Annotated in this window: 12 protein-coding genes and 1 tRNA gene; 5 read left to right on the forward strand and 8 right to left on the reverse strand. The window is 53.0% G+C overall.

Annotated features, from left to right (window positions below; all coding sequences use genetic code 11):
* Nucleotides 1–5: 5 nt before the first annotated feature.
* From ACT3TC_RS02265 to ACT3TC_RS02280, 4 genes are read left to right on the forward strand one after another with little or no spacing between them, the layout of a single operon-like run.
* Nucleotides 6–1,094, forward strand: a complete 1,089-nt coding sequence (locus tag ACT3TC_RS02265) for a PDDEXK nuclease domain-containing protein (protein WP_444638967.1) — start codon at nucleotides 6–8, stop codon at nucleotides 1,092–1,094.
* Nucleotides 1,091–4,249, forward strand: coding sequence for a type III restriction-modification system endonuclease (locus ACT3TC_RS02270; RefSeq protein WP_444638968.1), 3,159 nt, complete (start codon nucleotides 1,091–1,093; stop codon nucleotides 4,247–4,249). The genes ACT3TC_RS02265 and ACT3TC_RS02270 overlap by 4 nt, the downstream gene beginning before the upstream one ends.
* The gene (locus ACT3TC_RS02275) at nucleotides 4,249–5,349 is read left to right on the forward strand and encodes a hypothetical protein (protein WP_444638969.1); all 1,101 of its coding nucleotides are present in this window, start codon (nucleotides 4,249–4,251) and stop codon (nucleotides 5,347–5,349) included. Before ACT3TC_RS02270 ends, ACT3TC_RS02275 begins: the two co-directional genes overlap by 1 nt.
* Nucleotides 5,350–5,354: 5 nt before the next feature.
* The gene (locus ACT3TC_RS02280) at nucleotides 5,355–5,504 is read left to right on the forward strand and encodes a hypothetical protein (RefSeq protein WP_444638970.1); all 150 of its coding nucleotides are present in this window, start codon (nucleotides 5,355–5,357) and stop codon (nucleotides 5,502–5,504) included.
* A 1,548-nt stretch (nucleotides 5,505–7,052) separates the two neighbouring features.
* Here ACT3TC_RS02280 and ACT3TC_RS02285 read toward each other — a convergent pair.
* The 8 genes from ACT3TC_RS02285 to ACT3TC_RS02320 all read right to left on the reverse strand — a co-directional run bounded on the left by ACT3TC_RS02285 (nucleotide 7,053) and on the right by ACT3TC_RS02320 (nucleotide 12,367).
* On the reverse strand, nucleotides 7,053–8,132 hold the full coding sequence (locus ACT3TC_RS02285; protein WP_444638971.1) for a type IV secretion system protein: 1,080 nt from the start codon (nucleotides 8,130–8,132) through the stop codon (nucleotides 7,053–7,055).
* 1 nt (nucleotide 8,133) lies between these two features.
* Nucleotides 8,134–8,394 (reverse strand): EexN family lipoprotein, encoded by a 261-nt coding sequence (locus tag ACT3TC_RS02290; protein WP_193063292.1) that lies wholly within the window; start codon nucleotides 8,392–8,394, stop codon nucleotides 8,134–8,136.
* Nucleotides 8,391–8,870: a hypothetical protein gene (locus ACT3TC_RS02295; RefSeq protein WP_444638973.1), complete on the reverse strand. Its 480-nt coding sequence runs from the start codon at nucleotides 8,868–8,870 to the stop codon at nucleotides 8,391–8,393. The genes ACT3TC_RS02290 and ACT3TC_RS02295 overlap by 4 nt, the downstream gene beginning before the upstream one ends.
* 13 nt (nucleotides 8,871–8,883) lie before the next feature.
* Nucleotides 8,884–9,603, reverse strand: coding sequence for a P-type DNA transfer protein VirB5 (gene virB5, locus ACT3TC_RS02300; RefSeq protein ID WP_141440765.1), 720 nt, complete (start codon nucleotides 9,601–9,603; stop codon nucleotides 8,884–8,886).
* Nucleotides 9,604–10,267: 664 nt separating this feature from the next.
* Nucleotides 10,268–10,639 carry a hypothetical protein gene (locus ACT3TC_RS02305; RefSeq protein WP_444638974.1) on the reverse strand — a complete coding sequence of 124 codons (372 nt, stop codon included), beginning with the start codon at nucleotides 10,637–10,639 and terminating at the stop codon, nucleotides 10,268–10,270.
* Nucleotides 10,636–10,884, reverse strand: a complete 249-nt coding sequence (locus ACT3TC_RS02310) for a plasmid-related protein (RefSeq protein ID WP_089675995.1) — start codon at nucleotides 10,882–10,884, stop codon at nucleotides 10,636–10,638. The genes ACT3TC_RS02305 and ACT3TC_RS02310 overlap by 4 nt, the downstream gene beginning before the upstream one ends.
* Nucleotides 10,885–11,116: 232 nt before the next feature.
* Nucleotides 11,117–12,193 (reverse strand): site-specific integrase, encoded by a 1,077-nt coding sequence (locus ACT3TC_RS02315; RefSeq protein ID WP_444638975.1) that lies wholly within the window; start codon nucleotides 12,191–12,193, stop codon nucleotides 11,117–11,119.
* Nucleotides 12,194–12,290: 97 nt separating this feature from the next.
* Nucleotides 12,291–12,367, reverse strand: a tRNA-Ile gene (locus ACT3TC_RS02320).
* Nucleotides 12,368–12,480: 113 nt separating this feature from the next.
* Here ACT3TC_RS02320 and ACT3TC_RS02325 point away from each other — a divergent pair.
* Nucleotides 12,481–13,071, forward strand: coding sequence for a hypothetical protein (locus tag ACT3TC_RS02325; protein WP_444638976.1), 591 nt, complete (start codon nucleotides 12,481–12,483; stop codon nucleotides 13,069–13,071).
* The last annotated feature ends 3 nt before the right edge of the window (nucleotides 13,072–13,074 follow it).

Raw genomic sequence — 13,074 nt, forward strand, 5'->3', positions numbered from 1 at the left:
CACCCATGACAAAGCTTACTCACGATGCCTCCTACCGGCAGGTGCTGACAGACATCAAACAGCGGATTCGCCATGCACAGACACGGGCGGTGATGGCCGTCAATGCCGAGCTGATCCGGCTTTACTGGGAGGTTGGTGCGCTGATTGATACTCGTCAGCACCAGGAAGGCTGGGGTACAGGCGTAATCCCCACGTTGGCCCGCGATCTGCACAACGAGTTACCGGAAGAAAAAGGCTTTTCCGAGCGCAATATCAAGCGGATGCTGGCGTTCTACCGGGAATATCCGCATCTGCAATTTGTGCCACAGCCTGTGGCACAAACGGCGGCGAGTCTGGAAGTGCCACAGCCCGTGGCACTTTTCCCGGCTGAGCTGCTATGCGCCTTGCCCTGGGGTCACCATGCCGAGCTGATGGCCAAGGTCAAGGACTTGCCCACGCGACACTGGTATATGCAGGCGGCCATCGAGCATGGTTGGAGCCGCAATATCCTGCTGATGCAAATTGAATCCGTTGCCCATAAGCGCTTTGGCAACGCGGTGACCAACTTCACCCAGCTGTTGCCATCCCCTGATTCGGATCTTGCCCAGCAAACACTGAAAGATCCTTACCTGTTTGACTTTCTCACGCTGCAAGCGGGTTTCCATGAGCGGGAGCTGGAAACTGGGCTGATCGCACATCTGGAAAAATTCCTGCTGGAGCTGGGTCAGGGCTTTGCCTTCGTGGGCCGCCAATACCATCTCGAAGTGGGCAACAAGGATTTTTATGTCGATTTGCTCTTCTATCACTTGAAACTGCGTCGCTATGTGGTGATCGAGCTCAAGCGCGGCGACTTCAAGCCGGAATATGCCGGGAAGGTGAACTTCTATTGCAGTGTGGTCGATGATCTGCTGCGCCACGAAACCGATGGCCAGACCATTGGCCTGATCCTGTGCCAGCAGCCAGACCGCGTGCTGGCCGAATATGCGTTGCGCGATATGACCAAGCCCATCGGGGTGTCTGGTTTTGAACTGACCCGTGCATTGCCGCAAACCCTGCAAAGCAGCTTGCCAAGCATTGAAGACATTGAAGAAGAACTAAAAGGCGGTGAGGCATGAAACTCAAATTCAAAACCCAGGCCTACCAGACGGCCGCCGTGCAGGCGGTGGTGGACTGCTTCAAGGGACAGCCGCCTCATCACGGTGGTATTCGTTACCGTCTTGATCCGGGCGTCTCAAAGGCGGCACCGACCAGCCCGCAGTCGTCCTTCGCAGAGATGGCAGCCCCCTCGGTCAGCGCTGAAGAGCAGGAGGCAGCTTTTCGTAATGCTGATTTGATGCTGTCGGATCAGGCTCTGCTCAGCAATATCCAGGAGGTACAGCGTCAGCAGAACCTGCTGGTTTCCGCCTCTTTGACGGACTTCTACACCCTGAATGCCAAAGGGGAACCTACCCCTGCCAAACCGGCCTACATCAAGTCGGCAACCGCTATCTCCAACATTCATCTGGATATCGAGATGGAAACCGGCACGGGCAAGACCTACTGCTACATCAAGACCATTTTCGAGCTGAACAAGCTGTATGGCTGGAGCAAGTTCATCATTGTGGTGCCTAGCATCGCCATCCGCGAGGGCGTGGCCAAGTCGCTGAAGATCACCGCCGAGCATTTCCTGCAGAGCCACCAGAAGAAGGCCCGTTTCTTCATCTACAACTCCAAGCAGTTGCACCACCTGGAAAGCTTTTCGTCAGATGCCGGCATCAACGTAATGGTGATCAACGTGCAGGCGTTCAATGCCACCGGCAAGGATAACCGGCGCATTTATGAGGAGCTGGACGACTTCCAGTCGCGTAGGCCCATCGATGTCATCAGCGCCAACCGCCCGATCCTGATCCTGGACGAACCGCAGAAGATGGAAGGCGGCAAGACCCTGGATTCGCTGGTCAACTTTAAGCCGCTGATGGTGCTGCGTTACTCGGCCACCCACAAGACCACCCACAATAAGATTCATCGGCTGGACGCGTTGGATGCTTACAACCAGAAGCTGGTGAAGAAGATCGCCGTGAGAGGTATTGCGGTTAAAGGTCTGGCAGGCACGGCAGGTTATCTGTATCTGCAATCCATCGAGATTTCGAGCAAGAAACCGCCCGAGGCGCGAGTGGAGTTCGAGCAGAAGCTGGCCGGTGGCAATATCAAGCGCGTTGTTCGCAAGCTGGGCAAAGGCGACAACCTATTCGAGCTATCCAATGGGCTGGATCAGTACCGCGATGGCTTTGTCGTCTCTGACATCAATGCCAACTCCGACACGCTGAGCTTCACCAATGGGGTCGAGCTCACCGTAGGCGATGCAACGGGTGATGTGACCGAGGCGGCACTACGCCGCATCCAGATTCGAGAGGCGATCAAGGCGCACTTCGACAAGGAACAGGTGCTGTTCCAGCAAGGCATCAAGGTGTTGACCCTGTTCTTCATCGACGAAGTGGTCAAATACCGGGATTACTCCTCTACCGACGAGAAGGGCGAATATGCCCGTGTCTTCGAGGAGGAGTACGACCAGTACCTCAATGAGATGCTTGACCTAGATGAAACTCCCTACATCAAGTACCTGAAAGGCATTGCGGTAGATAAAACCCACAGCGGCTACTTTTCAATAGATAAGAAGACCAAGCGATTGGCCGATCCCACGGTTGCCAAGCGCGGCGAGAATGCCGGGCTCTCCGATGATGTGGATGCCTACGACCTAATCCTGAAGGACAAGGAGCGGCTGCTGTCGCTGAGCGAGCCGGTGCGTTTTATCTTTTCGCACTCGGCCTTGCGTGAAGGCTGGGACAACCCTAACGTCTTCGTGATTTGCTTCTTGAAGCAGCCTGATTACAGCAACGAAGTTACGCGTCGCCAGGAAGTCGGGCGCGGTTTGCGGCTGTCTGTTAACCAGAATGGCGACCGGATAGATCATCCAGCGACTGTCCATGACGTGAACGTGCTGACGGTGGTGGCCAGCGAGAGCTACAAGGACTTTGTGGCAGCGTTGCAGAAGGACATCAGCGATTCGTTGTCTGCACGTCCGCGTGCAGCAGACAAGGCTTATTTCACCGGTAAGACACTGAACACGGCTGAAGGCACGGTCACGGTATCGGATGATCAAGCGACGGACATCGAGTTTTATCTGATCCAGAACGGCTACGTGGATAAGAAGCGCACCATCACCGAGAAGTACCATCAGGCGAAGAAAGACGGCGCTCTGGCGGATCTGCCGGAAGAGTTGCTGTCGCACGCTGAACAAGTATTCCAGCTCATCGACAGTGTATTCAGCGAGAGCCAGCTGCCAGACATCGGTGACGACCGCAAGCCGAAGAAGAATCCGCTCAACGCCAACTTCGATAAACAGGAGTTCAAGGCCCTGTGGAACCGCATCAACCGCAAGGCGGCCTACAGCGTCGATTTCGACTCGGATGAGCTCGTGCAGAAGGCTGTCAAGGAGCTGGATAGCAGCCTGCGCGTCACGCCGCTGCAGTACACCATCCAGGCAGGCGAGCAGATTGACCAAGTGACTGGTGAGGCACTCAAGCGCGGGGACGGCTTCAAGGTTTCCGAAACAGAGGTCGAATACAACAAGCAGTCGATCCATTCAGCGGTCAAGTACGATCTGATCGGCAAGCTGGCTGAGGGCACTCAATTGACTCGCCGGACGGTGACGGAAATCCTCAAGGGGGTCAACGCCGCCGTGTTCGCGCAGTTCAAAACTAATCCCGAGAGCTTCATCGCCGAGGCGGTACGCCTGATCAACGAGCAGAAGGCGACCGTCATCATTGAACATCTGGCCTACGATTCGGTCGAGGACACATTCGACCTCGATATCTTCACCGCAGGGCAATCCAAGCAGGATTTCAGCAACGCCGGTGACAAACTACAACGGCATATCTACGACTATGTGGTGACGGATTCGAAGGTGGAGCGGGAGTTCGTGAAAGAACTGGATACCGCCAAGGAGGTCGTGGTCTACGCCAAGTTGCCACGCGGCTTCCTGATCCCAACGCCAGTTGGTGACTACAACCCCGACTGGGCCATCAGTTTCAAGGAAGGCGCGGTCAAGCATATCTATTTCGTGGCGGAAACCAAAGGTTCTATGTCGTCGATGGATCTGCGCGAGATTGAGAAAACCAAAATCCAATGTGCCCGCAAGTTCTTTGAGCAGATGAACCGCCGCTTCGCCCCGGAAAACGTCAAGTACGACGTGGTAGACAGTTTCGGCAAGCTGATGGAGGTGGTGAAGTAATGGCTATTTCGGATGGGTCAGATGGTACCGAGCCGGATGCGTCTCAAAAGAAGGGGTTCGACATCAGTAGCTTACTGAAGCCTGTTGCCGAGGTGGATACAGCCATTGGAAAGCTTTTCCTGTTTCCTTTAAGCAGGTCGGACATCAGTGCTTTTAACGACATTTCCACAATAGATCAAAGCAAGCGGATTAGGGAATTTCTCCCCTTCATTGCCAGTCTATCACCCGACTATTCATGGGAGAAAGAAAGATCCGGGGTTACCCATGACCAAATCCAGTCACTATCAGATCCAGCGGTGGAGGAACTGGCTGAAGCGTACACGTTATCGAATGCACTTCGATCAGCACGTGAGGGAGGAAAGGATCGAAAGCCCATTGTCCGAGACGCGAATGAATCACCGACAGCATTCCTGGATCGTCTGTTGCGTAGTGAAGTTGAGGAGCAAGCTAATCAATTTCGCAAGTTGACAGATCAGGTTCTTGGCCCAACACAGAGGCTCTTCGATCAGGTTCGAAATAGCTCAGCTATTTTAGGCTCGACCCTGACCGAGTTCGAGCGGCTGAGCGATAGATTGATGCCCGCCGAAATCCCTGTATCAAGCACGGATCATTTCCAGGTCATAAACGAGCAATATAATCGTCAAGCACGCGAGCGTGCAGAAGAGCTGGAGACGGTTCGACTAACAGGAAAGATGACTGCTGAGTCCGCTCAGGCACTCAAAGATTTGGTGGAAGCGGCTGCAACTCTAATGGAGCAGGTGGATGAGCGTGACAGAAAATCCGATCAGTCCACGCGTACGCAGATCACCGTCGCAGTGTGGGCGGTCGGTATTTCTGCGGGATTGTCATTGCTCGCTTTGATCGTCTCCGGTTTTGGGTATCTCCAAGACCGGGACAGCATCATATCCGGCGATCAATGGCAGACGAAAATGCTGACTGTCATCGAACAAGGAGCGGAGCAACGCTCAGCAGTCGAGCTGGAGAATCAGGAATTTCGAGAGCGAGTGATGTCGCTGGATGCGCGCATCGAAGATCTGGAGGCAGATAAACGGGCTGTTATCGACGCCAGCGAGGCGGCATACGCACCTAGATCGGATTAGTGTAGGTGACGGTATCAAAGCGAGACTCGTCTTGTGGAGCCAATACCGCCTCGGCATCTCCCCCGGAAGTAGAAGCCGGTCATAACCACTATGTCCTTGTCACGGGCGAGCAGCTCGCCCAGATGGGTACCCAGCTTGTTGTCGGGATTGGCTGATACGTAATGGAATTCATCCACAGCAATCAGGCGATAATCGAAGGCGAGAACGCCGAACTAATCGACGGCAAAGCGGAAGTGGCATGGGTGCAGACCAGTATTCAGTTGCCGCTGTCGAGGAAAGTCTCCGGAGTCTCGACCTTGCTCCACTGCCCGTGCCGAAGCGTTGCGCAGGCTCCATTTCGACTCCACTTGCCAATACCATATTCGCTCATTGGTTCATCATTGTAGCTGGAGCCGATGGGCTTTGCTCGCATGGCCATTTCGATAAAATTCTCATCAATCAAATAGCGAACTTGCCGGTGAATCTCCACAGATACAGTTTTGTGTCACAGCATCTTGGCGAGCCCTGCCTTACCCAATTCAGTCTTGCTTAGCAGAGTCAGAATATTGCGCGCAAACTCCGACTATAGCCCCGAGTCGCCATGCAACCGGTAGCCAGCCACCATAGTGCGTCGCTACCTCTTAATAGCCACTATTTCACGACGGTACCGCTTAACGAATTCGATTTTGAGCCGCGCACCATACTTTGTCATAAAAACACCTCCAAGCTTGGATTGATGTCCAACTTTTGGGATGCATCTCAAGGAAGGATTCACGGGGCGTCTTTCAGCTTTCAGAGCTGTTAAGCTAAAACTGTCTTGGAGACTCGAAGAGCTAGTCAGAACGCTGATTGAGTGGAGCGGTTGTGTAATACAATTTTACGGCAACTGCCTATCCTGCACTAGCCCATAAGCAACATCATTCTTTCGTCATGACGAAGGTTTTTCGTCCGACATCTGATTACCTCTACACGCTGAAACTGTCTTGCTATGAGCAACACACTTCCCGGCATTAGTCCCATTGACGCAATTCTTTAGTCATGGCTCAAGATTGTCGATCAAGTACGTGATCGACATTTCACTGCCTTAGCCCATGAGCAACATCATTCCTTCGTCATGACGAAGGTTTCTCGCCCGACATCTGATTACCTCCACACGCTGAAACTGTCTTGCTAAGAGCAGCACACTTCCCAGTATTAGATCCATTGAAGCTATGCCTTAGTCATGGCTAAATATTGCAGATCAAGTACGTAATCCACTTTTCACTGAAAGCGCATCTGGAATTCTGTGTGATTATTTCTTTAACTGACATGTAGTAGAGCAGTGACTTCACGCGCGTCTCGTCGGAGCAGCATTGAAACAAAAGTGTACACGCCGCCCCCGCTGTTGCGGAGCGAGAAAGGCGGCTGCGCCGCATACTCTTTTTTCGGAGTTGTAGCTTGAAATCCAGACGCTTGCCGCCTTGATACCTAGTGTTCTGATTCCAGAAAAATCTATCTCATACCTGTAATAGTAGTAATAGTATTACTACTACTATTACTACTATTACTACTACGATGCTGGCACCTGGGGTGTCGGGTTAAGCCAATATTATAAGGGCGCCGTATTTTTACTGGCAGGAGCATACCCTCTATTCACTGGCCAACCTGAACGCCATTCGCCGAGGAACCCATAGGGGCATTGCCCGACACCCAGGAGCCCAGGCTGGGTATTGATGGATACGTCCTCAACCTTTGTCGATCTTTCCACCACTAGCACGGCCCCAGTTTTTCCCTAGGTTTTGCATTACGTGCTGTCGATAAGCAGGGTTCCACACTGTGTTGCCAGAAATCAAATGATTAGAACGGCCCGCAGTAACCATCATGCCCGATTGCATATCGCGGCGGGTGCTTTGCCCATTGACGACTCTACCCGCAGTCCGCATTGGAGTCATTGCCCCTTGCGCCATTCCGCGTAGAGTCACTGCCCCACTGCTGATACCACCAGCGAGCTGTCCAGCTACATTGTTCGCTTCGGTCAGTAGCCAGAACATCACAAGGGTGAAGGTAACTAGCACCAACGAAGTAAATAGCGTGCTCTGGTCGCTGTCCAGATCGACGCTATTTATCACAGCGTCAAATCCTTTGAAAGCCAGACCCATAACAGCTGCGACCAGGGCGATGCGCAGAATGTAAGTCATCACCTGGCTAAACCAGCTGTCAAAAAATTTGGACGTCGCTGGCCAGAGCAACAGCGCAACGAACACGGGACCAATGCCAAGCATGATTGTCAGTGAAGCTTTTGCCACGACAATCATGCCGCCCGCGGGAACCCCAATAAGACCCGTCGCAAGCGCGATGAGGGCGGCATTAAAATACTCACCGATCATTGTGCCTATTTCGGTTATGCCTCGATTTCCCGCACTCTCCCATAAATCAGCAGCAACACCCCACCCCTTGCCGAGGGCCGCATCCACCACAGAATAAACCGAAGTGGGGACGGCACTGCTACCTGTTCCCGCAAAGGCCGAAGTGAAGCCGACTTCAAGTGAATGGATGCTATCGACAACCCACATCGAATAAGTCGCAGCGTTCAGCGCAAGGGCCCCGATGAACAGGTATTTGACGCAAATTTTGATGAACGTAGAGAAAGGAAGCTCTACATAGCCCCATCCGATGGAATAGCCCAATAGCGTCAGATGTATGGCAGCGCCACTGATGAAGAATAAGGTGAAGGTCGAAATAACCTCACCCACGGTTCCGCTGATAAAGGGGCTTAGTGCAGCATCCAGATACTGGCCTATGAACTGAAAGATCATCGGGTCCATGTCATTCCCCCTTCTGATTGGAATTAACCGACGGCAAGTTCAAATACCCGCGCCGCGATAGATCTTTTTCGTTCTGTGCCTGCTGCGCGTTGATGCAGTTGGGCGAGGCCGCAAGTTCTCCGGGGCTGCTCTTGCACTTAGCGATCATGTCCTTTCTTTCCGCATCATGGTCTTTGTACCAATCTACGGTTTGAACCATCGTGTTCTCGCCACAGCCCGCCAGTACGACCGGAACAACAAGGAAGAGGATGAGCTTTCTCATTTCCGCTCCTCCCGCGATTCAACCTTGAGGACACGGCCAGAGCCGTGGCGTGCTTCGTGCTGCCGTGCCACCTCAAGGGCATAAGCCAGCTCTGCAGCGTCGATGATGCGTAGCGCTGCAACTGTACGCAGGGCGCTCTCCCGCGTACCGGCCCAATGGCCGGCAAAGCGTTCACCGGACTGGCGCACGATGAACATCCAGCCCAGTAAACACCCTACCGAGACAAACACGGCCATGTAGGAGGCAGTCGGGCTGCTCTGATGTGGCAATGCTAAGTCTACCCAATCAACTAGGGCTAACAGGAACGGCATCAACGCCAGGATGCTCGCGATCACGTCCCCTTGAAGCATCCAGGGCGCACGCCGACCTACCTCTTTTGTAAACCCCATACGGTTGATGCAAGACCAGAAACGCCATGTTGCCAGGAGGATAAATAAGCTAATTGCCATTATCGGCAGGTGTAGATAGGTGATCATGTTCAAGCGCTCCTCAGTCGGCGATCTGGGGCTGCAGCCAGCCGCGCCGTGCATGGCTTTGCGCATTCAGTTCAAGCTGCTGCTGTTCTTGAATGCGGCCCTCGGCTTGAGCAACCATGTCGTAAAGCTGCAGCTTGGTCTGCTCGTTCTGAATCATCGCTTGTTCTGCTTGAATACGGCCCTGCAACTCGGCAATGGCCTTTGGATCATCCGTTGCGTTGATCTGGCCCATAAGCTGGTCAATTTGTGTCAGACGACCCCTTGCGGCATCGTAGGCGTCCAGGGCAAAACCTTTGTCCTGGGACGCCTTCACCGCCCTGGCTTCGCAAAGCGTGCGCTGGTCGACCATCGAGATATGCGCGCAGGAATCATAAATTCGGTTTTGGTTGTAGACCGTCGCTGCAGTACCGCTAAGGCCGGAGTATCCCTGGCTTTTCACGGAGTCGTAAACCCCTTGCCAGTCGTTGGGCAGGTAGTCCCGCAATGATGGGTCATTCATGATAGTACCCAAGCCACGCGAACCCGTGAGGGCTTCATAGTCTCGCTGCATCTGGTCGTATTGATTTTTCATCTCGACGAGCTGCTGGGCCCACTGCGCCATAGTTGCGGCTTGGTTGGCAGTCGTCTGCCCGTTTAGCGTCACATCGGTTACAGGTATCTGCGCCGACGCATGCCCACTTAGCAATACTGAACACGCGATGGTAATAGCCGGAAAGGCCTTGAGGTATTTCATATTTACCACTCCTTTTCGATGAAGGAGGGCATCGGGCTTGTCAGCCATTCCGCCACATCAGCAACGGTCTTGCTCCCCATCCGGAAGCTCACCCTAGCGGGCTATCACAACGTGCCTTTCCACGTAGTCATGCTGTCTATTCCAGCAGGTCATACCGGGCGCAGCGCGGAGCCGGTTAAGTAGATGGGCGATACCCAGTTAAGAAAAAATGCTGGAAGAAGTTCCCAACGTCACCAATTGGTTTTATCAACAGTAATCTGATTGCTTAAATACGAAATGTTAATGAGCTCCTCCAACGCTTGGTCTACTGTTCTAAACCAGACTTGGTTACCGCGATCATCAACGACTTTCCGTATGTCACCTACGTTTTCAATCCAGAGTGCGTAGCCGTTGATTCGATTGGCTTTCAAGATAACTTTCACGTCTCCTACTCGTTCAAGACTGTCGCAGTACCTATCAATGTCACGGTAATGAATCGTATGCGAAGGACTCACACTCTCGGTTCCCTTGAATTAATCGGCTGAACCCGCGCCGAAGGCGCCTTTCTCACCCAGGCCCGGTACGGGCCGGGGGGCGGTGTGTTAAGGCTCGGTTTGCTAGGTTCCAAATAGTAATCTCTTCTTGGTATTACTCTTGTTGGTAATACTCATCTTGGTTTATCCCCCTATTCACCATGTATTGGAGACCCATCTGATTGTTCGCCATCACATGGTTTACCATTAGGTGGTTTTTGGGGGGATGGCGGTTCTGGGGTGTCGGTAACAAAGTGAACCCATTGAAGCCGCCCCTTTTCCCCCTGGATCCGCTCTTGCTGAAAATAACCAACCGCCTGCATTTCCTTGCGCGCTTTCACCCACTGTTGCTGGCTAATCCGAAAGACCTTGCGGATGTACCAGATTCGCAGGTCGAAATCCGGGCTTCTCCCAAGCATCCAGGCGAGTAGTACGCGAGCGCGCCAGCTCAGGCGCTCATCAGCCAGGATGTCATCAGGTACCACAGAAAATGCGCGCCGTCTGACCTTGATTGCTTGATTCATACGCTTTTTACGACAGCCGAATCGCTGCTATCGCCTTCGAGGGTTAGCGCATCTTTGACTTGAAGAGTACGAAAATAGACCCGCCGGCCAACCCGAAGCATGGTCGGCTTAAGTTTCCGGGAAACATCCGTGTCAGAGTAAAGGGCGACTCTGACCCCATCGGGAGACCGCCCCAGTAAATTCGCAATGTCCCCCAGGCTCATCAGAGGGCCATACTCTTGAAGCATGTATTCTTCCGTTGTCATTGATACGTCCACCGCGTTTTGAGTAAGTGAGCGTATCTTTTGACATATCCAGAAAAAGATCAAATATAAGCAATTGATTTATAAGACCAAAATACCCCACCTTCGAACACCAAGACATCTAATATGTGCTTACCAACCTATAGTGATTTGGTCATCACTCATCTACATAAAACAAAATATTTTTATAATTCAATGACATGAAAGGCTATCAAAAACACAACATTGATAGAAATTATTCATCATTGATTGCATATTTTTTAATCTTATCGAGCTTATCTACTAGGTCTTCCGCTCGAAGGTGCGTATATCGCCTTAACATCTGCATCGACTTATGCCCACTGATCGCAGCCACCTCCTGATCAGATAGCCCCGCTTCTACTAACCGGCTAACAGCTTCATGGCGCAGGTCATGGAAACGAAAGTCATCAAGACCCGCCTTCTTCTTGGCCTGATTCCAAACCTTCGTATAGACGTAAGGGCCTCGCTTGCCTTCTTTGCCTGGCTCACCGAAAAACACCAAGTTGCAGTCAAGTGGGCGCACAGGGTTATTCAGGGCCTGCTTGAACACCTCTGTCGCGGCTTGAGTCAGCGGCACAAGGCGGGCTTCGTTGTTTTTGGTGTCTGTAAGGCGCACCAGGCGGCGTTTAACGTCTACCTGGCTGCGAGTGAGGGTTAGGATCTCTGACGATCGCATACCCGTCTCTAGGGCGATTCTGGCGATCCATGCAAGCATAGGGTTGCTGTGTTGGTGTAATACCGAGAATAGCCGCTGCTCCTCCTCGGAATCAAGACGTCTACTCCGGCCCTCCCCTGGGCTAGGCTTGCGGATATTCTGAACAGGGTTATAAGTCAGGCCCAGCCCCCACTCTTGAATCGACACTGTAAAGAGGTGGCCAAGCAGGGCAAGCTCTAGACGCACGGTATTGGGGCTAATTAGCACCCCTCGGCGTCCCAAACTGTTTAAGCGCTTGTCACGGTAGTTAGCGACAAGCTCTGGCGTAAGGGCGGCTAGAGAGTATTTGCCCAAATGCTCGATAAGCGTATTGGCCTTAAGGCGTTCGCTTTTTTGGCTGCTGGGTTTCTTGGTAGGAGTGATATCGGCCAAGTAGCGCTTTAGCGCTGCTTCAAGCGTAATTCGTTCTGAGGCACTACGCTGGATATAAACGCCGCGCACCATTTCGTCTTCGGTGCGGCGTGCCCAATCTTGGGCGTCACGTTTGGTACGGAAGGTTTTTGCAGTGGTGGGCCAGCCCGACTTGCGGATGACGGCTTTCCAAGTTGCAGAGGGGGTCTTGACGATGGTGGCCACAATAAATCTCCAGGGTCTGAAAGATCGGCACTGTACCGAAACTGTACCCTTGGAGTAGGGGGCTCACCAGAGAAAACTGCTAAGCTACTGATTTTAATGGTGGGCCCAGTAGGACTTGAACCTACGACCAAGGGATTATGAGTCCCCTGCTCTGACCAACTGAGCTATAGGCCCGAAAAGCGTGCATATAATAGCGAATGTGGCGGGGCGAGGCTACCCCTACGCATGTATCTTCGTACGGGAATGGCACTTTTTACGAGATTGCGGGTCTTGAGATGGAGTTCTTTATGCGGAGACGCGCCTTGAAAGCTTTGATTGCTCTTTTCCCGTTGCTGCTAACGGTGCCGGTTCTGGCCGATTGGCAGCTTGATCCTGGTGAGTCGCGTGTAGAGGCGGCGATTACTCAGCTCAACGGGGCGACACCTCAAACGCATCATCATCAGGTGCGCGACTTAGAGGGAGATATTTCGCCCGATGGCACGCTGCGCCTGCCCCTCAAGTTGAGCCAGACCGATCTGCTTTCGCGCTTTAATGATCTACCGCCGTGGGTCGCTCTGCTGTCGAATACTCCGCTGGTCACGCTGGTTGGGCAGATGCCGCCGGAACGGCTGGATGCACTGGATATCAATGAGTCGCTGGTCGAGACCATTACCTTTCGTGTACAAAACGAAATGGTGAGCCGGGAGGAGTCGGTGCCCTTGCGCTTTACCCGCGAAGGCTTGAATCAAGTGAGGGTGACTCACGCAGAGCCAATGACGCTGGATGGCAAGACGTTAATGGCAAACACCACGGTCCGTACTCTGCTATCCATGCTTGGCTATCAACAGATTGACGATAACGTGCCCATTACGCTGAATGCCTTGCTGATTAACCGTTAAGCC

The sequence above is a fragment of the Halomonas sp. AOP27-A1-41 genome (genome assembly GCF_052378605.1).
In the GTDB taxonomy this organism is placed as follows: domain Bacteria; phylum Pseudomonadota; class Gammaproteobacteria; order Pseudomonadales; family Halomonadaceae; genus Vreelandella; species Vreelandella citrativorans.